Origin of the sequence: Chryseobacterium kimseyorum, from assembly GCF_025971945.1 — a bacterium.
In the GTDB taxonomy this organism is placed as follows: domain Bacteria; phylum Bacteroidota; class Bacteroidia; order Flavobacteriales; family Weeksellaceae; genus Chryseobacterium; species Chryseobacterium kimseyorum.
The window spans coordinates 29,940-49,371 of sequence record NZ_JAPDHW010000021.1 but is presented as its reverse complement, the minus strand read 5'-3'; the positions used below and the strand labels follow the sequence as shown (position 1 = coordinate 49,371).

Here is a 19,432-nt window from a genome sequence, read left to right as displayed (position 1 = left end):
GAGTAGGTCGCCGCCAGTTTTTTTAAATCCTCAATCATTTACTTGATTGAGGATTTTTTTTGTGATATACTTCTGTGAAAAAGGAAGAAGGCAAGGAAAAAGGTAAATGTAAAAAGTAAAAGGCAGGTGAAAAGTAAAAAGTAAAAGGCAAGGAAAAAGGCAAAAGGTAAATGTAAAAAGTAAAAATAGCCTAGTACGTGGTGTGAGATTGATGTTTCGGGTTTAGAGTTTTGTGTTTAATGTTCGAGCTTTTTGGTAAAGGAATCTCAATATTATATTACGTTTAAAGAAAGGTAAGTTCAGGAGCCGAGATTATTTTTTAATTTTTCAGGTAAGCGTGCTAACTCTGTCTCCTTTCGATTGGTAAGGTATAAACCTATTCAAGAATTTAATAGTTCTGCGATGCGTGTTCTATGAATAATTCTATTACTTTCGATTGTACTTTTACAAACACTCATCTTGGAACAAGTCGCTCCTATGGAGCTCATATTAACATTAATGATAATTGTTGTTCTATGAACAGTTCACCGCTCTGCGGCTATTATTTCGTAAAATATAATTTCAACAAAAAATTCCTTGATAAATTAGCTTGTTAATATGATTATTAAAACAGTGTTTACGCAAGCGATGATTGAAATTAGATTGAACGACAGTAGTAAGAATTTGAGTACACATATACTTAGAGGTACGTCCAAGCTAGGTGGTAATGTATAGACCTGACAGGAATTTTGGTGGTTCTGCTATGTGCATTCTGTAATGATGTTATCACTTCGATTGTACCTTCACGAATACTCATCTTAGAACAGGCCGCTCCTTCGGAGCTCAGATTAGCATTGATGATAATTGTTGTTCTATGAACAGTGCACCGCTCTGCGGTTATTAAAATCACATTTGTTAACTGAGATGATCTTATCTAATACTTAAAAGGTTTTGAGTATCTGAAGTTAAAAATAAAGAAACAAATCTATGAAAATATTTAATTGCTTCACAAAACTTAATTTTGTATAAACATCGAACATCGAACATCGAACATCGAACATCAAACGTAAAAGAAGTTAGTACCGACAGATTCTCTTTGTCCGCCACTCCTCCCTAGCCCAGATCGCAACGGCATCCTTTTTTGTTGTTTGGCCAAAAGCAAGGGCACAAAAAAGATATAGTGGAGAGCTGGATAAAGCTCCTGAAAATTAATATTAGTAAAAGTGTACCTTATGATCTCAGGTTTCTAATTCAGAGCAGATTAATGTTGTTTTAAAAAAAATATCTCATACAAAATGCATGAGATATTAAAGGATAATATTTATATATATAACTTACTACAAAAATCGTGCTAAAAGTTATTTTTATCAAAAAATATTTACTAAATTCGTAGAATACGTTATGTTAAATCACAGTAGATATGCTAAAACAACATTTACAACTTAAATTAGGACAGAAACTTGCTCCTCAGCAGATCCAACTGATGAAGTTAATTCAGCTTCATACCTTAGAGTTTGAAGAGGAATTGGAAAGAGAATTGGAAGAAAATCCTGCTTTAGAGGTTGCGAAAGAAGAATCAAAAGAAGATGAATATTCGTCACTGGAGGAATCTTATGAAACTGAAGGTACAGAAAGCATTGAAACTGATTTCGATGTCAATGATTATATTTATGATGATGAGCCCAATTATAAAACTGCATCAAGTAATTATTCGGCGGATGATGAAGATTTTGATAATGAAAGCCTTTTAACAGAAGGGCAGTCGCTGTATGATTATCTGATGGAACAGATCAATTTGATTAATATCAATCAGGAAGATTTGAAAATTGCAGAATATATCATCGGTAATCTAGATACAGACGGATATCTGAGACGTGAAGTGAAGTCTATAGTTGATGACCTGGCATTCTCTCAGGGAATTTATACGACTATTGAAAAGGTTGAAGATATTTTAGAAAATTATATTCAGAAATTGGATCCTTCCGGTGTTGGAGCGAGAGGTCTGCAGGAATGTCTTTTATTACAGATCGAGAAGAAAATAAGTTCTGATAAGGCTGTCTCACTTGCTGCAAGTATATTGAGGTATCAGTTTGATGCCTTGACCAATAAGCATTATAATAAGATCATCCAGAAATATGATATTGAAGAAGAAGACTTGAAAGATGCTTTAGAGGAAATTGCCAAGCTTTCTCCGAAGGTTGGAGGGAATTTTGATACCCAAACGATTACGATCAACCAGGAAATTATTCCGGATTTCGTTATTTCTGTAAAAGATGGAGTGGTAATCCCAATGCTTAACAGCAAGAATGCACCTACTTTACGGGTTTCTGAAGAGTATAAGGATATCTTAACAACTTATTCTCACGATAAAAATTCTTCCGAGCACAAACAAGCCGCCTTATTTATTAAGCAAAAACTGGATGCTGCAAAATGGTATATTGATGCTATCAATCAACGTCAAAATACTTTGCTGCAGACCATTAACGCCATTGTAAAATTCCAGCATAATTATTTTATTACCGGAGATGAAAAATCTTTGAGACCGATGATTCTTAAAGATATTGCTGATATTACCGGATTTGATATTTCAACCATATCAAGAGTTGTAAAAAGTAAATATGCAGATACACCAAACGGAATTTTGTATCTGAAAGATTTATTCTCTGACAGTTTAACGAATGATGACGGTGAAGAAGTTTCTACCAAAGAAATCAAAATGCATCTGCAGGAAGTCATCAGCAAAGAAAATAAAAGAAAGCCGCTAACCGACGATGCTTTAGTGGTTATTTTAAAAGAACAAGGCTATAATATTGCAAGAAGAACGATTGCAAAATACCGAGAACAGTTAAATATTCCGGTCGCCAGATTAAGGAAAGAATTATAAACGAAAAAAGCATTTCAAATTTGAAATGCTTTTTTTATGCTTATTTTTTAGATTCTATTTTTCCTGGGAATCTATTTCCTTCAGCTGCTGAAGGTTTTTATCAAGTCTTTTGATTAGTATTCCGTAGACAAGTCGGTAGTAAGCCCAGATCATCAAAACGCAGAGTACAGCACTGATTATAAAACTCACGGTAAATGCAACGATTGATGAACCCGAATGCTCATTGTTTTCATGTTGAATTGCATAGATCCCAAAAATGATAAGCGCAGCTGTGACAATAACGACGATTAAGATATTGATCAAAATAAATGCATTAACTGTTTTTTTGAATCTGATAATGCGCGAGATAAATTCTTTTAGATCTTCCTCTACCTTTATTTTACGGTAGTTCTGGTAAAATTTAACTACAAAATATCCGGTTACAAATAAAGTAAATATTTTTATTACAAGGTAAACGTTATCGAAAATATCCTGCATATGATTGTTCTTCTCAACTCCTAATTTTTGAAGAGAGGAGAGAAAAGTGTTCGTTTCCTGATCCTGCAATAAGTAAAATAATCCAAAAGCTGTAAAAAGCACAAACTCTATCACACTGATCCAAAATATATATTTCACGTAATTGCGTGACTTTTTATTCAGCATCTGAAGAATCTCTTCGTTGTCATATTTTGGTACAACAGCTTGTTCCTGCCAGGTTTTCTTAAAGCTATCTAAATCAAATTCAGGCATTTTTTTCCATTTTTTCTTTAAGGACTTTCTTTAATCGATTCATTTTCACACGTGCATTCACTTCGGTAATCCCCAAGTTTTCAGCTATATCTTTATAGGGAAGATCATCCAGATACATCATTACAATCGCACGCTCAACATTCGGAAGCGTTTTAATCACAGTATAAAGCAGTGAAATCTGTTGCTGCTTATCGTCGTCATCTTCTATAAAATCTCTGTGATTGATATCCAGTTCGTTTGTAGGTAAACTCTTACTTTTCTTTCTGAAAAGTGTGATGGCCGTGTTAAGAGCAACACGGTACATCCAGGTAGAAATTTTTGAATTTCCTTTAAATGAATCATAGCTTCTCCACAACTGCAAAACAATCTCCTGGAAAAGATCTTCCTCATCTTCGAGAGAATTGGTATACAGCCGTGAAACTTTGATAATCAAACCTTGATTATCTTTTATAAGCTGGGCAAATTCTTTCTCTTTAGAAATCAAAGTAATAAATAATTGGCACGAAGATATGATATAATTTGAAAACTTAAAAATTTAGTAATTTGAAAATGAATGATAAAAGCCTATTTGTAAACAATATGACGGATTATCATGCAGATAAAAATTTTCAAATTATCTCATTACCAAATTTTCAAATTAACACGTATCTTTGCAGCCACGAGAAAGTCGGCTTGTTGATTCTTACTTCGGTAAGGGTAGGAAAGTCCGGACACCATAGAGCAGCAAAGCGGATAACATCCGTCATCCGTGAGGATAGGACAAGTGCAACAGAAAGCAGGTACAGTTCGGCTGTAGTGAAACCAGGTAAACTCTTTGCGGTGCAATGATAAGTATATCGGTTCTTCTCAGCAATGAGAATAGGGGCGGCTCGTCCTGAAAGCCGAGGGGTAATCAGCTCAAGTTTTGCAGCAATGCAGAACGCAGATAAATAACAGGCATCCCGACTTGTTTGGGATACAAAATCCGGCTTACAGATTTTCTCGTGATTTTAAACGACCTTACGTTCAAAAATAAAGACAGAGAATTTCTCTGTCTTTTTATTAGCATTCAATACTATACTATAAGCAATTCCTAAAAAAGATATTTTAAATATCGTTTATAATTATTAATAAAATGGTATTGCCTGTAATAGGATCAACCATTGATGACCAAAACGCTTCAACGTTTTGAGATAATCCTGTACCTGTACTGTTCACGTAACTGGGATTTGAAGCGCATGGATAATTTGGATTTTGAATAAAGCTGGTAAATGTGCTAGTACCGTTACTATCTTTCATATCAAACTCAAGAGTAGACCAATCTGTAATAGGTGATAAATCGTGTGTAAGATTAGGATCATCAAAATACAGTACTTTAGGTGGGTTAGTACCATCGTTCACTACCCATTCGCTAACGGGAAAAGTTGAAGAATACCGCTGCCCTCTATAATCAGTATACCTTACATCCCCTCCCATTGGTACCTCAATTCCTGAAGGAGCCTGATTGCTAACGATTAAACCGCAATTAGTTCCAGAAGTGTCACCTGCTGAGATTATTCCTTTTAAATTATAAGTGTTGGAATTGTTAAAAATCGCTATCTCATGAATTTGTGAATAAGCAATAAAACAAGAAAATAATGTGATTGAAATTAATGTTTTTTTCATGGTAATTTAGTTTTGTGATTGTAGAGATTTTTTTATTTCCTCGGTTTTGTTCATGTAAATCTTATAAGCCCAAACTATGATTGACCCCGAATTTCCTCTTGTTCTTGACATCAACTCTGATTCTGTGATACCGGTGGATAAGATCAGATCTTTAGAAGCTGGAACGAGAGCCTCCTTTCTTTTGTCACTAAGTTGATTGCTTTGTTTTTCTTCTTCTGTGATACGATTCCCTGAATCACCAAGTGTTTTGATTGCCTTTCTGAAATTTATCATTTCAGTACTTTTCATATTCTCTGAAGTTGTTATCATATTATCCTCGACACTACAGGAAGTTAAGACAACAGTTGCGAATACTGTCAATAATAAGAGTTTTTTCATAATTAAAATTTAATTTTTGGTGTTTAAAAAATGTTATTCACAAATATAATTAATTATTGTTTAATAAATCACTTTTTTTTGTTTAAAAAACACATTAAAATTTGTACTGAATTTCATTATATTACTTATTCACTCTCCAACTGCTTTTTAGCCTCGTCCAATCCAGCTTTGTCTTCTTTTGAAAGTTGAGGGAATTTTAAATCCATTTTTTCCAAAGTGTCAATGATGATCTGGATGGCAGACAATCTTGCAAACCATTTATTGTCAGCCGGGATGACGTACCAAGGTGCCTCATCTTTTGACGTTTCATTAATTGCAGTTTCATAGCAGTTCATGTATTCATCAAACAAAGCTCTCTCGGGAAGATCTGCTGCGGAAAATTTCCAGTTTTTTTCCTGTTCGTTGATTCTGTCTAAAAGTCTTTTCTTCTGTTCATCTTTTGAAACATGTAGAAATATTTTAACGATGGTTGTTCCGTTTTGAGCCAGATGTTTTTCAAAATTTCTAATACTTTCGTATCGGTTTTTCCAGAATTCTTTGTCAAAATCTTTCACAGAATCCCAGGTTTTTTCGCTTAAATTATATTCAGGATGTACTTTACATACCAGAACACTTTCGTAATGCGAACGGTTGAAAATTCCAATCATACCTTTTTGAGGTAATGCTAAATAATGTCTCCACAGAAAGTCGTGAGCATACTCTTTAGAACTCGGAGTTTTAAAACTTGTCACATTGCAGCCTTGAGGATTTACACCTCCAAAAACGTGTTCTATTAAGCTGTCTTTTCCTGCAGCATCCATTGCCTGCAGTACCACCAAAAGAGATTTGCTTCCGTCTGCGTATAGTTTCTCCTGCAGTTCACGAAGTTTTTCTTTTTCTTGAATCAGTATTTGTGTGCCTTCGTCCTTGGTGAGTTTTCCTTTGTATTCTGTAGCGGCTTTCTTTATTGAGAATTTATTTTTTATTAGAAAGTCGTCTGAAAAATTATCTGCCATATTATAAATGTTATGATGAATGTATTTTATTTGAATCCCGGTTTATTTTTAAAGGATTTTAATCTTACCTAAATATAACAAAAAAACCGCCTCTATTGAGACGGTCATATAATATTTTGAAATAATATTAGTTTTTAGCAGCTACTTTTTTAGCAGCTTTCTTTTCAGCTTTATCAGCAGCTTTCTGTTCTGCAGGTGTTAAAACTTTAGGCTCAGGAGCGTTAGCGTTCACATCACCTTTAATGTAGATTACACTTCTGCTGTTTACCGGGTCATTAGAAAATACTTCAATCATTTTGTTGAAAGCTCCAGGGTTTGCTGTAGCATATCCTACTTTGATTTTAGCAGATTTTCCCGGAGCGATAGGATCTGTACTCCATTCTGGTACTGTACATCCACAAGATGCTTTTACATTAGAAACAATTAGAGGCTTGTCACCTGTGTTTGTTACGCTAAAAAATCTTGTACCGTCAGAATTTGGTTTAATTACACCATATTCGTAAGTTGTTTTGTCAAATGTAATTGTCTGTGCAGATGCTAAAGCAATCGTTCCGAATAATGCAATTCCTGCAAATAATGTTTTCATAAGTAGATATTTATTAAATTTTTAAGATTATATGATACCGCTTATCTTTATGGTGCCTGATTTACAGGTCGACCTTTGGCGATTCATATTCTTGAATGTTAGTATGTTTGTTAGATAAATTTTGAGAAACAAAGTTAAAAATTATTTTAATTAATGCTCACATTTTTTTACTTTAAACTATTTTTGCAGATTATAAGATAAAGAAACCAGAATTTATGCAGATTTCAGAAAAGTATAATCCACAAGAAACAGAACAAAAATGGTACAACTACTGGCTGGAGAACAAATATTTCCACTCAGAACCCAATGAGAAGCCACCTTATACGGTCGTAATTCCGCCGCCAAATGTCACAGGAATTCTTCACATGGGTCATATGTTGAACAATACCATTCAGGATGTTTTGGTCCGTCGTGCAAGAATGCAGGGCTTTAATGCCTGCTGGGTTCCGGGAACAGATCACGCTTCTATTGCTACTGAAGCGAAGGTTGTGGCCAAACTGAAGTCTGAAGGAATTAATAAATCTGACATCACGCGTGAAGAATTTTTGAAACATGCCTGGGACTGGACTGATAAATACGGTGGAACCATTCTGGAACAGCTGAAAAAATTAGGTTGCTCATGCGATTGGGACAGAACCCGTTTTACTCTCGAAGATAAAATGTCTCAGCAGGTTATCAAATCTTTTGTTGATTTGTACAACAAAGGTCTTATCTACAGAGGATACAGAATGGTAAACTGGGATCCGGAAGCAAAAACCAATATTTCTGATGAAGAAGTAATCTTTAAAGAACAGAATGGGAAATTATATTTCCTGAAATATAAAATTGAAGGTACAGAAGAGTTCCTCTCAGTTGCAACAACGCGTCCTGAAACTATTTTTGGTGATACTGCTGTCTGCATCAACCCAAACGATGAGAGATATGCTCATTTAAGAGGTGAAAATGTAATTGTACCGATTGTTAACAGAGTGATTCCGATTATTGAAGATGAGTATGTTGATATTGAATTCGGAACAGGAGCTTTAAAAATTACTCCGGCTCACGATATTAACGACTACGAAATCGGACAAAAACACAATCTGCCAATGATTGATGCTTTGGATGATGATGGAAATCTGAATGATCACGGTTTGCATTATGCCGGAAAAAACAGATTCGACGTACGAAAGCAGATCGCAAAAGAACTGGAAGAAAACGATCTTTTGTTGAAAGCAGAAGATTACGTAAATAAAGTGGGAACTTCAGAAAGAACAGGTGCCGTGATTGAGCCTAAAGTTTCTGTTCAGTGGTTTTTAAAGATGTCTGAAATTGCAAAACCTGCGTTGGATGTTGTGATGGATGACGAAGTAAAATTCTATCCGGAGAAATTTAAAAATACCTACAAACACTGGATGGACAACATCCGCGACTGGAACATTTCCCGTCAGCTTTGGTGGGGACAGCAGATTCCTGCGTTCTACTATGGCGATGGCGAAAATGATTTCGTAGTTGCAGAAAACATCGAAGAAGCATTAACATTAGCTAAAGATAAAACCAATAACCAACAGCTTACAACCAGCAGCCTAAGACAAGACGAAGACGCGCTTGATACCTGGTTTTCATCTTGGTTGTGGCCAATGTCGGTTTTCGACGGACTGCTTGATCCCGATAATAAAGATATCAATTACTATTACCCAACTTCGGATTTGGTAACTGGTCCGGATATTATTTTCTTCTGGGTTGCCAGAATGATTATGGCAGGTTTAGAATTCAGAGGAGAAGTTCCTTTTAAAAACGTTTATTTTACAGGAATTGTAAGAGATAAGCAGAGAAGAAAAATGTCTAAGCAATTGGGGAATTCACCAGATCCTTTAGATTTGATTTCTCAGTATGGTGCTGATGGCGTTCGTGTTGGAAGCCTGTTAAGCTCTGCTGCAGGAAACGATCTGTTGTTTGATGAAGATTTGATGGTTCAGGGAAGAAATTTCATGACAAAAATCTGGAATGCTTTCCGTCTGACCCAAAACTGGAACAAAGAAGATAAGCCTCTTATTGCTTCAGATCATCAGGCGATTGAATGGTTTGAAAATCAATTAAACAAATCTATTGCTGAAATTAACGATCAATTCGACAAATTCAGAATTTCTGATGCATTACATCTGATTCAAAAATTGGTGAAAGATGATTTCTGTGGATGGTATCTTGAAGCGATTAAGCCAAATTATGGAGAAGGAATTTCCAGAGAAGTGTATAATCAGACAATTGTTTTCTTTGAAGAATTAATGAAACTTCTGCATCCGTTTATGCCATTTTTATCAGAAGAATTGTGGCAGCTGATTTCAGAAAGAACGCCTAAAGAAGCTTTGGTCATTGCTCAGCAGAAGAAAGCAGAAGGTTTTAATGACGAGATTATTAAGAATTTTGAAACTGCAGAAGAAATTATCTCAGGAGTAAGAAATTACCGTCAGACAAAAGGAATTTCGCCAAGAGAAGCTGTTGAAGTGTATACAAATGCTGTGAGCTTTGAAAACGAAGCAGTCATTAAAAAACTAGCAAGTATTTCTGAAATTCATTTTAACGAAAAAACAGATAAACCAAGCTTTACCTTCCTGGTTGGTTCTACTGAAGTTTCAATTCCTTTAAGTGAAAAATTAGATTTAGAAGAAGAAAAAAAGAAAACAGAAGAAGAAGTAAAATATCTGAAAGGCTTCCTGATTTCTGTTGATAAAAAACTTTCCAATGAAAAATTTGTTGCCAACGCTAAACCTGAAGTGGTAGAAGTGGAGCGCAAGAAACAAAAAGATGCGCAGGACAAGATTGCGATCTTGGAAGAAAAGTTAAAAACATTGTAGGATGCAGAAAGCTGGATGTTGGCTGTAAGTAAATCTGCACCCAACATCCAGCTTCTGTCATCAAACACCATCAATATAATGACACACCTAGAAAATATAAAAAAACTATTCTCAAAAAACTTTGTAGAGAGTCCTCTTCTTGAGAGTTTTGATGTGGGAAAAATATACCTTTCAACGGGCAAACTTGTTGCTTGCGACCCGTTGATTACAAATGATATGCAGGCTTTTACTGATGTTTTTCCGAAAGGAGACTTTGCTGTTTTACTGCATAAAGAAAGAGAAAGCAATTGCGTTGCTTATGCTGAAATTATTTTCAGTGATGCTGAAATTACTTCATGGAAATTAGCAACAACTGAAAGTCAGAACATTAAGGATCTGGCTGAAGGTGAAGTATTCGGTTATCCTGTAGAAAGCGGAATGGGCTGTTTTATGGATGTGGAAACACAGAAAAGTCTCAACGATCTTGAGCAAAAACTATATCAGAGAAAAGGAGATGATTTTATGGGAATTTATGAAGAGTTTTTCCATGAGCATTTTTTTGATGAAAACGGAGCGATTGATCAGTATGCATTTTTAAAACCGGCAGAAGAACTTCCCGGAACTATTTTCGGTTTTGAAACGGGATATGGTGAAGGTTTTTACGCCAGTTATGTAGGTTATGATAAGGTGGGGCAACCCGTGAAAATTGTAACTGAATTTATAGAGATTTTAGTAAATTAAAAATATTTAATTTTTGTAAGATTAAGTTGTTTAAATTTACTGAAAGCTAAAAATACAGATTATGAATTTTTCTTCGACACAACCCAAGATCATCGTGGTTGGCAGCTGCTCCTTAGATTTGATTTTATATACCGATAAAATTCCGTCTTCCAATGAAACAGTTATGGCGAGTTACTGCGATAATTATTTTGGCGGAAAAGGCGCTAATCAGGCTGTGGGAACAGCAAGACTGGGTGCCAGTGTTTATTTCATCGGCTGTGTAGGTGTAGATCCTCTGGGACAGCAGATTATGAGAAATCTGGTTGAAGAAAATGTGAATGTAGGTTTCGTTACTGAAACAGATCAGGATGCTACAGGAACTGCCTATGTAACGAGCTCAGCGGGCGATGCAGCAATTGTGGTAGTTCCGGCTGCCAATAAATATCTTAAAGTTCAGGATGTCGACGAAGCCGACCGATATATCAACTCGTCAGATCTGATTCTTCTGCAGTTAGAAATTCCAATGAATGTAGTAGAATATACCGCAAAGAAAGCAAAGAACTACGGTAAAAAAGTCGGTTTGTATGCTTCTCCCGGTCAGCCTCTAAGCAATGAGGTGATTGAGAATCTTGATTTTATTATAGCCAAAAGCACTGAATTAGAAATTATTTTTGGGGAAGATCAGAGAGAGAAAGTTCTGAAGAAATACTATAATAAAGTTTTCATTAGAGATGAAACCAATTCAACGATTTATTTTGACGGAACAGAAATGAAATATTTCAGAAATGAGCATGAAAGTATGGTCTACAAAATGGGAATGGGCGATGCTTTTACTTCCGGTTTTGCGATTGCTTTATGCCATGGGAATTCTATTGAGGACTGCGTGAAGTTTGGAAATGAAGTTTCATCAAAAGTTTCGCTCGGCAAAGGTGCTCAGACGGCTCTTCCGAGGCTTTCAGAATTCCTAAAGTAAATTATTTACCGCATATCGAAATTTCACAAATACAGACAATACCATTATAAAAATATCCACTTTTGACGGTGGATATTTTATTTAAATCCTATGGAAAAACTGCTTCTCCAAACAGATGACGAAATTCAGATCACAGCGCATCTTTTTAAGCCTGATCAAAGCAACCAGAAACTTTTACTGATCAATTCGGCAACAGGTGTGAAGCAGCAGATTTATTTTTCATTTGCAAAGTTTTTTACCGAAAAAGGATTCACTGTCATCACCTATGATTATCGTGGAATAGGTCTGTCGAAACCGCAAAAGATGAGAAATTTCAAAGCTTCTATGAGAGTTTGGGGTAGCCACGATTATAACACTGTTACACAGTTTATTGTAAAGAATTTTCCAAATTACAAGAAATTTTGTCTTGGACATTCAGTGGGCGCACTAATCCTGGGAATGAATAAAGATTCTGAAATGTTTGACGAATTTGTATTTGTAGGAACCCAAAATGCCTTCATCGGACATTTGAAGTGGCAGACAAAAATAGAAGCATTTTTGGGTTTTGGGATTGTACAGCCATTATTCACTGAGCTATTTGGCTATTTTCCAGCGCAATGGTTTAGACTTGGAGAAAGTCTGCCAAAAAATTGTGCTTATGACTGGAGAATCTTAATTTTGAACAGGAAATCGACCAACAAATTATTACTTAAAACTGATGATTTTTCAAAAAATTTAAAGCAAAAAGTTTTTGTCATTCAGGCTGAAGATGATGTATGGTTAACGGAAAGAGGAGTGAAATCTTTATTAAACGATACATATCCTAATCTAAAACCGACATACAGACTGATCAAAACGTCAGAATCTGAAAAAGGAGAAATAGGACATATCAATTTTTTCAGAAGCTACAATGAAAATCTTTGGAAGATTATTTTAAATGAAATCTGAATGAAGTAGTAAAAATTTCTCTTCTATGGAGGGGTAGCGAAAATTCGCAAGAAATTTTGATGGGGTGATTTCACGAATTATTTAATTTAAAATGTAAGAATGAACAATACAATCCAAAAAACAATAGAATTTGTAAAGCAAAAGCTGGAAGGCGCAGAAGCGGGACACGACTGGTTTCACATTGAAAGAGTCTGGAAACTCTCCAAGAAAATTGCAAAAACTGAAAACTGTAATCTTGAAGTGGTAGAACTTTCTGCATTGCTTCATGATATAGCCGACCCAAAATTCCATAATGGTGACGAAACTTTAGCTTTAAAAATTTCAAGAGAGTTTCTTGAAGGTCAGAATGTAGATGAAGTTATGATACAGCAGGTTCTGTTTGTGATTCAGAATATTTCGTTTAAAAACAGAGGAGAAGCGCCTAAAGTTTTACCGATCGAGCTGAAAATTGTACAGGATGCAGACCGTATTGATGCTATCGGAGCCATCGGTGTTGCAAGAACATTCAATTTTGGAGGTTTTAAAAATAATTTGATGTACCACCCAGATCTGAAACCTCAATTAAACATGTCGAAAGAGGAGTACAAGAAATCAAACGGAACAACAATTAATCATTTCTACGAAAAACTACTCTTACTGAAAGATCTGATGAATACGGAAGAAGGAAAAAAAATAGCCAAGGAAAGACACGATTTTATGCTGAATTTCCTTGACCAGTTTTATAAAGAGTGGAATGTTGATTAAGACATCCATAAAAACATATGTAATGATTATCTTTGCGGTATGGGATTCATTATTTCAATCATTTTTTTTTCACTGATTCTTTCGCTGTTTCTCTACAAAGTGAAATCCGGAGACTTTGCCAAGTGGGCGAAAATTTTCAGGGTTTTTACTTTGGTGCTTTCCATTTCTCTGTTTACATATTGGTTTATTAAGAAAAGCTCTATCGGAATTGTAAGTAATTCGGTTTCATTACAAGTCATTAATAAACTTCCGCAACCACTGGATTTTTATGTTATCAATGTCAATAATCTCGATAAAAGCGGGACTTTTGAAACGAGTCACATAGGAAAAGTACGTCCGGAATACTATAGAATTGAGCATCTAAAGCTTACAAAATCCGATCAATATTGGATTGTTGGTTATCTTGGTAAGAAAAACTTGGTGTACTTCTCACAACACGCTGTTCCCAATAAAAATATGGATCAGATTGTAGAAGTGCAAAATTATATCATTCAAAGTGAAAAGCTTTCTGAACAGGCTAAGAAGCACGTTGAAACCTATAATTTTGAAAATATGCAAACGGGAATTTGGGTCACACTTTGTTTTCTCTTGATATTTTTAAATGTTTCTCTGATGTTGAGGAAGAAGTGATTTTACATCCAAAACTTTATTGATTATCTATCTAAGTAACCTGTAACTTAAATTAACGCAAGGTCAACAGAGAATCTTAAAATCTAACTGTGTTTAAGTTATAAAAAAGCGTAAAATTATCAAAGAAATACAAAGCTTTTTCTAATCATGGCAAATTACAGATATCGCAAAACTATCATTTCAATAATAAAATAATTTTCATTTTTGCTCAATAGGAGCTATAAAAAAGCTTAAAAAAAATAGCGCTCCAGTGGGGCGCTATCTTTTTGAAGTACAAATATTTTAAAACAAACTCGGCGGGTTTTCCTGAGCAAGTTTAGGAATGTGCATATCTGTTTTCCATTCTTTATTCATCTCTTCAATGAAGTGAGCAGAAAGCAGCGGTGAAGCTTTTTCAAGGTTTTGGTGAACGAAAAAATAGAGATTCTGTAAACCTTCTTTTTTCCACTTCGTCAAATGTTTCAACCAGTCGTCCAATCGCTCGTAATCGCTCTCATGATTGGCTCCCACGTATCTGATGAACGCGTTTGGAGTCGTAAGTCTCATGTGAAGCATATCTCGTCTTCCGGCAGTATCAACAATGATATTGGTAATATTATTATCCTCAAAGAGCTGGCAGGTTTTATCAAAAATCTCTTCATCAGTAAACCATTCAGTATTTCTCAGTTCGATTGCTAAAGGCACTTCTTTGGGCCACTTCGTCACAAACTGTTCGAGTCTTTCGTAGTCTTTCGGCTTGAAATTATCGTGAAGCTGAAGGAAAACCATTCCCAGTTTTTCATCAAAATTTAAAACGGCTGTTGCAAACTGAGTCACAACATCATCAATATTCAAAAGTCTTCTGAAGTGGGAAACGGTATTGGTAATTTTTGGGAAAAATTTAAAGTCAGCCGGCGTTTTTTCTTTCCACGTTAAAACCTGTTCTGAAGTCGGCATTCCGTAGAAAGTTGCGTTCAATTCAATCGAATTAAATTGTGTGGAGTAATATTCCAGTTCGTCTTTCGTACCTTTTGGGTAGAAACCTTTTAGATCTGTTTTATTCCATTTTGCACAGCCGATAGAGATATTTTCAAGTCCTTTTTTATTTTGCTTTAAAATTTCTTTGGTTCTCGAATGGTCCTTTGGTAATGTAAAATCTATTTTTGACGGGTCTTCTACTTGTCCGAATTTCATTGTCTTGGGTTTTAGAAATTGTTGATTTAGTTCTTAGCTTGAAACAAATATAAATAAATTACAGCGATTGATTTGAATTATGAGAATGGAATATCTCATCTGTTTTTATCATTATTTCTGAAATGATTTTTTCTAAATTTTCCATGACATCTTTGTTGGTAAATCTGATTAATTGCAATCCATCAGTTTCTAAATTTTGAGTTCGTTCTTTATCTTTTTCAATTTGTTCCTGAATATTGTGATAATCACCATCAATTTCTATGACTAACTTTAATTGATGGCAATAAAAATCAACAATATATAAACCAATCGGATGTTGTCTTCTGAATTTGTATCCTTTAAGCTGATTATTTCTGAGTTTCGCCCATAAAATCTTCTCTGCCTGGGTTTCATCTTTTCTTAGAGCTTTGGCTTTTACGAATGAACTTTCTGGCGCTCCCTTCCACATCCCTTCATCGTAATTTGGCTTAAATTTTTTCATCTGTGATTTTTATTAAAGCTAATAAATTTTATCGAAATCAAAAATCTTTACCCCAACCCTAAAGGGAGGATTTTTGATAACAGAAGTTCCCGTGTATTGAAATTTGTACCCTTTAGGGCCGGGGAAACAAATTTCAAACGCGATAAATTAGATTTAAGCAAATCAAAAATCTTTTACTCCAACTCTAAAGGGGATTTTTGATAACAGAAGTTCCCATGAATTGAAATTTGCACCCTTTAGGGTCGGGGAAACAAATTTCATAGCGAAATCTTGTTTGAAACATATTCAAACTCAATCCCCATCCTCCAGCTCAAAAATATCCTCCACCTTTTTCCCAAAATACTTCGCAATCTTCAAAGCCAAAACCGTAGACGGAACGTATTTTCCCGCTTCCATGGCATTGATGGTCTGCCTCGAAACGCTTATTATTTTTGCTAAATCTTCCTGAGTTATACTTTTTAAAGCTCTCTCAATTTTTATTGTATTTTTCATTTTTTAAGCAGTAAATAATTAAATCTGAAAACATACAAAACCAGAGGCAGAAACATAATGAGAATCATCACGGTGAGAAACAGGCTTCCAAAAACGGTAATGAATAAAATAAAAACGATAGAGTAGGAGACAATCAGACTCCAGAAAACGGATTTCAAACGCAGACTTGAAATATATTCATCCTCAATTTTTTCTTTGGAAAACCCGACCAAAATTCCGCCGATGATAATCAAAATACCAAACAAATTCGGAAATAAATCGATCTCAGCAGTTTTAAAAAAGCCCTGATTTTCATCGCTAAAAAACCCTGAATTGTAAATCACAGGCAAGGAGATCTCAAAATTCATCACTCGCGAAAGAGAAATCAATCCCAAAATTAATGAGGGAAGAAAAATAAACCATCCAATCATCTTAAAACGGTTTGGTAAAAGTTGTAATCTATTCATGTTGTAAAATTTTATTGAAACAAATGTAAAGAATATTTTACAATATGTAAAGTTTACTTTACTTTTTTTTAAAAATAAAAACCACGGCAAATTCCCGTGGTTTCAGTTAATATCTACATAGTATACTTTTCTGTTGCAGTATTAAACACTTTTTCCCAATTATGTTCTCCTCTAAAGATAATATAATTTCCATCCGGAAAAATAACAACTGCAGAATCGCAGGGATATTCCATCTTAAAAAATAGATTTTCTATTGCACCTGAAGTATCATCTATCCAGGTTGTCATATCAAGGCTGTTTTTTAAACCCTTTGTTTCTTTGTAAACAAAATACAGATTAGAATTTGATCTTTTAAATTTTCTGTTATAGTTCCTGATGTCATCAATTACAAACTGATTTTTATCGGCATGTTGATTACACGCATCCAAGCCTTGATAGTAATGAATTACGATATTTTTAGTATCAGTTTCTGAAACATTAAGTGATTTTTTTAATTCACTGAATTCTGTGGTTGTAAGTTTTCCTTTACCTTCATGCTCCACACGAACTCTATACAGAACAGAATCAGTTTCAATGTTTTGAAGACGGTAATTTACTCCACGCTTTTTGTAATCTTCTTTGGAAATGATTTCCAGATGATCATTAATGTAAATCTCTTTTTTCTGTGAAAACAAAATTTGATTTAAAGTAAGCAGAATTATGGCTGTTAGTAGTTTTTTCATCGTACTCAAATGTATAAAAAATACTTAAATTTTATTGTTTCTGAAAACAAAAAAACCGCAGAAAAAATTCCACGGTTAATATTCACAGCCAACTTGGCTCTTTTTACTTTTTACTTGGCTCTTCTATTAAGCTTCACAAGCCGAACAGCTCACAAAATTCACCATCATTTCCTTAGAAACAGACGAACTTCTTTGGTAATACAAAGTTTTCACACCTTTCTTCCAAGCCTCAATATAAAGATAGTTTACATCTTTCACAGGCATCGTAGATGGAATCTGTAAATTCAGAGACTGCGCCTGATCGATGTACTGCTGTCTTTGTGCAGCCTGAGAAATAATCTCCATCGGAGAAATTTCTTTGAAGGTTTTGAATACTGCTTTTTCTTCGTCAGTCAGTTCAGTTAAGTGCTGTACAGAACCGTGGTTTAACATAATCGTTCTCCATGTCTCTTCGTTGTCAAGACCTTTGTCTTCAAGCAATTTGGCCAGATATTTATTCTTACGCATAAAGTTTCCTTTCGCAAGACCCGCTTTGTAGTAATTTGACGCAAAAGGCTCGATTCCCGGAGAAGTCTGACCTAAAATCGCAGAACTTGAAGTGGTAGGAGCGATCGCCATTACCGTAGTATTTCTCATTCCGTAACCTTTCAGAAGTTCAGGCTCACCGTAGATGTTTGCAAGTTCTTTCGATGCAATATCCGCCTGAGCTCTGATATGTTTGAAAGCTCTCGCGTTAAATTGCGTCGCCTCAAAACTCTCAAAAGGAATCATGTTTTTCTGAAGATACGAGTGGTAACCCAAAACTCCCAAACCAAGCGCTCTGTGACGCATTGCGAAATCTCTCGCTCCTTTCAGATAATAATTTCCTTCCGTTTTTTCGATAAACTCAGACAAAACAGCGTCAAGGAAATAAATCGCCAACTGTACAGCGTTCGTATCTTTCCACTCGTCATATAATTCTAAGTTCATAGAAGAAAGACAGCAGATGAAAGATTCCTCTCTGGTTGAAGGAAGCATAATTTCCGAACAGAGATTACTCGCATTTACGGTCAGTCCAAGATCTTTGTACACCTGAGGTTTGTTTCTGTTCACATTATCTGTAAAGAAAATGTAAGGAAGACCTTTTTGTTGACGGCTTTCCAAGACTCTCGCCCAGATTTTACGTTTGTCGGCATCACCGTCGATCATATCCTGCATCCAGTAATCCGGCACACAAATTCCTGTAAACAGGTTCTGAATCGGACTTCCGATGTCTTTAATTGATAAAAATTCTTCTATATCACCGTGGTCAACATCAAGATAAGCTGCAAAAGCACCTCTTCTTACACCGCCTTGGGAAACGACATCCATTGAAGTGTCAAACAGTTTCATAAACGAAACCGCACCCGAAGATTTTCCGTTATCAGTTACCGCAGTTCCTCTGTTACGAAGCTCCCCGAAATATCCCGAAGTTCCGCCCCCGATTTTCGTCTGCATAATTACTTCACCCATTTTGTGGGTAATTCCTTCAATGCTGTCCGGAATATGCACGTTGAAACAAGAGATTGGAAGACCTCTCTGCGTTCCCATATTCGCCCACACCGGAGAAGAAAAACTGATCCATCCTTTCATGATCATCTCCTTGAAAGCCGGCTGCAGTTCAGGTTTGTATAATTTTTTTGCTGCGGCAGTCGTGATTCTGTCGATTGCACCGTCTACGGTTTCCCCTTTCAGAAGGTAACCTCTGTTCAGCATTTGCTCAGATTCTTCGTTGAGCCACCAGATATTGTTGTTTTGTTCTTCCATCTTTTATATTGTAAAATGTACGAGGTACATTGTTATGTTATTATTTTTTAGGAGCAGAAAATTTTGTCTGTCTCCTCACTTTTCTACCTGCTTTCCGCTATATCTTTTTTGTGATTGCGGACAACATTATTTTATCATTTCACTTTTCTGCCACCGCAATCACAAAAAAGGATGCCGCTGCAATCAGGGCTAAGACGACGTTTCGTTTTTCCTTACCACTGAATCCCATTTTTTTGACTACTTTGTCATTGCGAGGAATGAAGCAATATCTTTCAGTCAAATTGATCTTCTCGCTCTTTATCAACCTTGACAAGGTTCTTTGCGCAAAGTACTT

At 35.4% G+C, this 19,432-nt stretch carries 19 protein-coding genes and 1 other RNA gene; 8 read left to right on the top strand and 12 right to left on the bottom strand.

Going from position 1 to position 19,432, the window contains the following annotated elements; genetic code table 11:
- Positions 1–1,399: 1,399 nt before the first annotated feature.
- Positions 1,400–2,863, top strand: a complete 1,464-nt coding sequence (gene rpoN / locus OMO38_RS18670) for an RNA polymerase factor sigma-54 (RefSeq protein ID WP_264751689.1) — start codon at positions 1,400–1,402, stop codon at positions 2,861–2,863.
- Between the two features lie 54 nt (positions 2,864–2,917).
- On the opposite strand, the gene OMO38_RS18665 is transcribed toward rpoN, so the two are convergent.
- Complete coding sequence (locus tag OMO38_RS18665; protein WP_264751688.1) at positions 2,918–3,592, bottom strand: beta-carotene 15,15'-monooxygenase; 675 nt, start codon at positions 3,590–3,592, stop codon at positions 2,918–2,920.
- Positions 3,585–4,076: an RNA polymerase sigma factor gene (locus tag OMO38_RS18660; protein WP_047442405.1), complete on the bottom strand. Its 492-nt coding sequence runs from the start codon at positions 4,074–4,076 to the stop codon at positions 3,585–3,587. Before OMO38_RS18660 ends, OMO38_RS18665 begins: the two co-directional genes overlap by 8 nt.
- 175 nt (positions 4,077–4,251) lie before the next feature.
- On the opposite strand from OMO38_RS18660, the gene rnpB reads away from it, so the two are divergent.
- Positions 4,252–4,580: RNase P RNA component class A (gene rnpB, locus OMO38_RS18655), an RNA gene on the top strand.
- Between the two features lie 98 nt (positions 4,581–4,678).
- Here the strand turns inward: rnpB and OMO38_RS18650 are convergent.
- From OMO38_RS18650 to OMO38_RS18635, 4 genes are all read right to left on the bottom strand, one after another.
- The gene (locus tag OMO38_RS18650) at positions 4,679–5,236 is read right to left on the bottom strand and encodes a hypothetical protein (RefSeq protein WP_264751687.1); all 558 of its coding nucleotides are present in this window, start codon (positions 5,234–5,236) and stop codon (positions 4,679–4,681) included.
- Between the two features lie 6 nt (positions 5,237–5,242).
- Positions 5,243–5,614: a hypothetical protein gene (locus OMO38_RS18645; RefSeq protein WP_264751686.1), complete on the bottom strand. Its 372-nt coding sequence runs from the start codon at positions 5,612–5,614 to the stop codon at positions 5,243–5,245.
- Between the two features lie 125 nt (positions 5,615–5,739).
- Entirely contained in the window at positions 5,740–6,609 is an 870-nt protein-coding gene (locus OMO38_RS18640) for a polyphosphate kinase 2 family protein (RefSeq protein ID WP_264751685.1), read from the bottom strand.
- A gap of 127 nt (positions 6,610–6,736) precedes the next feature.
- Positions 6,737–7,195 (bottom strand): DUF1573 domain-containing protein, encoded by a 459-nt coding sequence (locus OMO38_RS18635; protein ID WP_264751684.1) that lies wholly within the window; start codon positions 7,193–7,195, stop codon positions 6,737–6,739.
- A 215-nt stretch (positions 7,196–7,410) separates the two neighbouring features.
- Here OMO38_RS18635 and OMO38_RS18630 point away from each other — a divergent pair, with 215 nt between their 5' ends.
- The 6 genes from OMO38_RS18630 (at position 7,411) to OMO38_RS18605 (ending at position 13,999) form a co-directional block, all read left to right on the top strand.
- Positions 7,411–10,026 (top strand): valine--tRNA ligase, encoded by a 2,616-nt coding sequence (locus OMO38_RS18630; protein ID WP_264751683.1) that lies wholly within the window; start codon positions 7,411–7,413, stop codon positions 10,024–10,026.
- 78 nt (positions 10,027–10,104) lie between these two features.
- Positions 10,105–10,746 (top strand): DUF4241 domain-containing protein, encoded by a 642-nt coding sequence (locus OMO38_RS18625; protein WP_264751682.1) that lies wholly within the window; start codon positions 10,105–10,107, stop codon positions 10,744–10,746.
- Positions 10,747–10,807: 61 nt separating this feature from the next.
- On the top strand, positions 10,808–11,698 hold the full coding sequence (locus tag OMO38_RS18620) for a ribokinase (protein WP_264751681.1): 891 nt from the start codon (positions 10,808–10,810) through the stop codon (positions 11,696–11,698).
- Between the two features lie 90 nt (positions 11,699–11,788).
- Positions 11,789–12,625: an alpha/beta hydrolase family protein gene (locus OMO38_RS18615; protein WP_264751680.1), complete on the top strand. Its 837-nt coding sequence runs from the start codon at positions 11,789–11,791 to the stop codon at positions 12,623–12,625.
- 99 nt (positions 12,626–12,724) lie between these two features.
- The gene (locus OMO38_RS18610; RefSeq protein WP_264751679.1) at positions 12,725–13,369 is read left to right on the top strand and encodes an HD domain-containing protein; all 645 of its coding nucleotides are present in this window, start codon (positions 12,725–12,727) and stop codon (positions 13,367–13,369) included.
- A gap of 39 nt (positions 13,370–13,408) precedes the next feature.
- Complete coding sequence (locus tag OMO38_RS18605) at positions 13,409–13,999, top strand: hypothetical protein (RefSeq protein ID WP_264751678.1); 591 nt, start codon at positions 13,409–13,411, stop codon at positions 13,997–13,999.
- 282 nt (positions 14,000–14,281) lie between these two features.
- Here the strand turns inward: OMO38_RS18605 and OMO38_RS18600 are convergent, their stop codons facing one another.
- The 6 genes from OMO38_RS18600 to OMO38_RS18575 form a co-directional block, all read right to left on the bottom strand.
- Positions 14,282–15,172 (bottom strand): DUF72 domain-containing protein, encoded by an 891-nt coding sequence (locus tag OMO38_RS18600; RefSeq protein ID WP_264751677.1) that lies wholly within the window; start codon positions 15,170–15,172, stop codon positions 14,282–14,284.
- Positions 15,173–15,230: 58 nt separating this feature from the next.
- Complete coding sequence (locus OMO38_RS18595) at positions 15,231–15,653, bottom strand: endonuclease domain-containing protein (protein ID WP_264751676.1); 423 nt, start codon at positions 15,651–15,653, stop codon at positions 15,231–15,233.
- Between the two features lie 291 nt (positions 15,654–15,944).
- Positions 15,945–16,145 (bottom strand): helix-turn-helix transcriptional regulator, encoded by a 201-nt coding sequence (locus OMO38_RS18590; protein WP_050379578.1) that lies wholly within the window; start codon positions 16,143–16,145, stop codon positions 15,945–15,947.
- Positions 16,142–16,591, bottom strand: coding sequence for a hypothetical protein (locus OMO38_RS18585; RefSeq protein WP_264751675.1), 450 nt, complete (start codon positions 16,589–16,591; stop codon positions 16,142–16,144). The genes OMO38_RS18590 and OMO38_RS18585 overlap by 4 nt, the downstream gene beginning before the upstream one ends.
- A 113-nt stretch (positions 16,592–16,704) precedes the next feature.
- Complete coding sequence (locus OMO38_RS18580; RefSeq protein ID WP_264751674.1) at positions 16,705–17,313, bottom strand: hypothetical protein; 609 nt, start codon at positions 17,311–17,313, stop codon at positions 16,705–16,707.
- A 126-nt stretch (positions 17,314–17,439) separates the two neighbouring features.
- Positions 17,440–19,098, bottom strand: coding sequence for a ribonucleoside-diphosphate reductase subunit alpha (locus OMO38_RS18575; protein ID WP_056077045.1), 1,659 nt, complete (start codon positions 19,096–19,098; stop codon positions 17,440–17,442).
- Positions 19,099–19,432 lie beyond the last annotated feature (334 nt).

What these genes read in the sequence shown, in the direction of transcription:
- rpoN (WP_264751689.1), top strand. Translation starts at nt 1,400, where the DNA reads ATGCTAAAACAACATTTACAACTTAAATTAGGACAGAAACTTGCTCCT.
- OMO38_RS18665 (WP_264751688.1), bottom strand. Translation starts at nt 3,592, where the DNA reads ATGCCTGAATTTGATTTAGATAGCTTTAAGAAAACCTGGCAGGAACAA.
- OMO38_RS18650 (WP_264751687.1), bottom strand. Translation starts at nt 5,236, where the DNA reads ATGAAAAAAACATTAATTTCAATCACATTATTTTCTTGTTTTATTGCT.
- OMO38_RS18645 (WP_264751686.1), bottom strand. Translation starts at nt 5,614, where the DNA reads ATGAAAAAACTCTTATTATTGACAGTATTCGCAACTGTTGTCTTAACT.
- OMO38_RS18640 (WP_264751685.1), bottom strand. Translation starts at nt 6,609, where the DNA reads ATGGCAGATAATTTTTCAGACGACTTTCTAATAAAAAATAAATTCTCA.
- OMO38_RS18635 (WP_264751684.1), bottom strand. Translation starts at nt 7,195, where the DNA reads ATGAAAACATTATTTGCAGGAATTGCATTATTCGGAACGATTGCTTTA.
- OMO38_RS18630 (WP_264751683.1), top strand. Translation starts at nt 7,411, where the DNA reads ATGCAGATTTCAGAAAAGTATAATCCACAAGAAACAGAACAAAAATGG.
- OMO38_RS18625 (WP_264751682.1), top strand. Translation starts at nt 10,105, where the DNA reads ATGACACACCTAGAAAATATAAAAAAACTATTCTCAAAAAACTTTGTA.
- OMO38_RS18620 (WP_264751681.1), top strand. Translation starts at nt 10,808, where the DNA reads ATGAATTTTTCTTCGACACAACCCAAGATCATCGTGGTTGGCAGCTGC.
- OMO38_RS18615 (WP_264751680.1), top strand. Translation starts at nt 11,789, where the DNA reads ATGGAAAAACTGCTTCTCCAAACAGATGACGAAATTCAGATCACAGCG.
- OMO38_RS18610 (WP_264751679.1), top strand. Translation starts at nt 12,725, where the DNA reads ATGAACAATACAATCCAAAAAACAATAGAATTTGTAAAGCAAAAGCTG.
- OMO38_RS18605 (WP_264751678.1), top strand. Translation starts at nt 13,409, where the DNA reads ATGGGATTCATTATTTCAATCATTTTTTTTTCACTGATTCTTTCGCTG.
- OMO38_RS18600 (WP_264751677.1), bottom strand. Translation starts at nt 15,172, where the DNA reads ATGAAATTCGGACAAGTAGAAGACCCGTCAAAAATAGATTTTACATTA.
- OMO38_RS18595 (WP_264751676.1), bottom strand. Translation starts at nt 15,653, where the DNA reads ATGAAAAAATTTAAGCCAAATTACGATGAAGGGATGTGGAAGGGAGCG.
- OMO38_RS18590 (WP_050379578.1), bottom strand. Translation starts at nt 16,145, where the DNA reads ATGAAAAATACAATAAAAATTGAGAGAGCTTTAAAAAGTATAACTCAG.
- OMO38_RS18585 (WP_264751675.1), bottom strand. Translation starts at nt 16,591, where the DNA reads ATGAATAGATTACAACTTTTACCAAACCGTTTTAAGATGATTGGATGG.
- OMO38_RS18580 (WP_264751674.1), bottom strand. Translation starts at nt 17,313, where the DNA reads ATGAAAAAACTACTAACAGCCATAATTCTGCTTACTTTAAATCAAATT.
- OMO38_RS18575 (WP_056077045.1), bottom strand. Translation starts at nt 19,098, where the DNA reads ATGGAAGAACAAAACAACAATATCTGGTGGCTCAACGAAGAATCTGAG.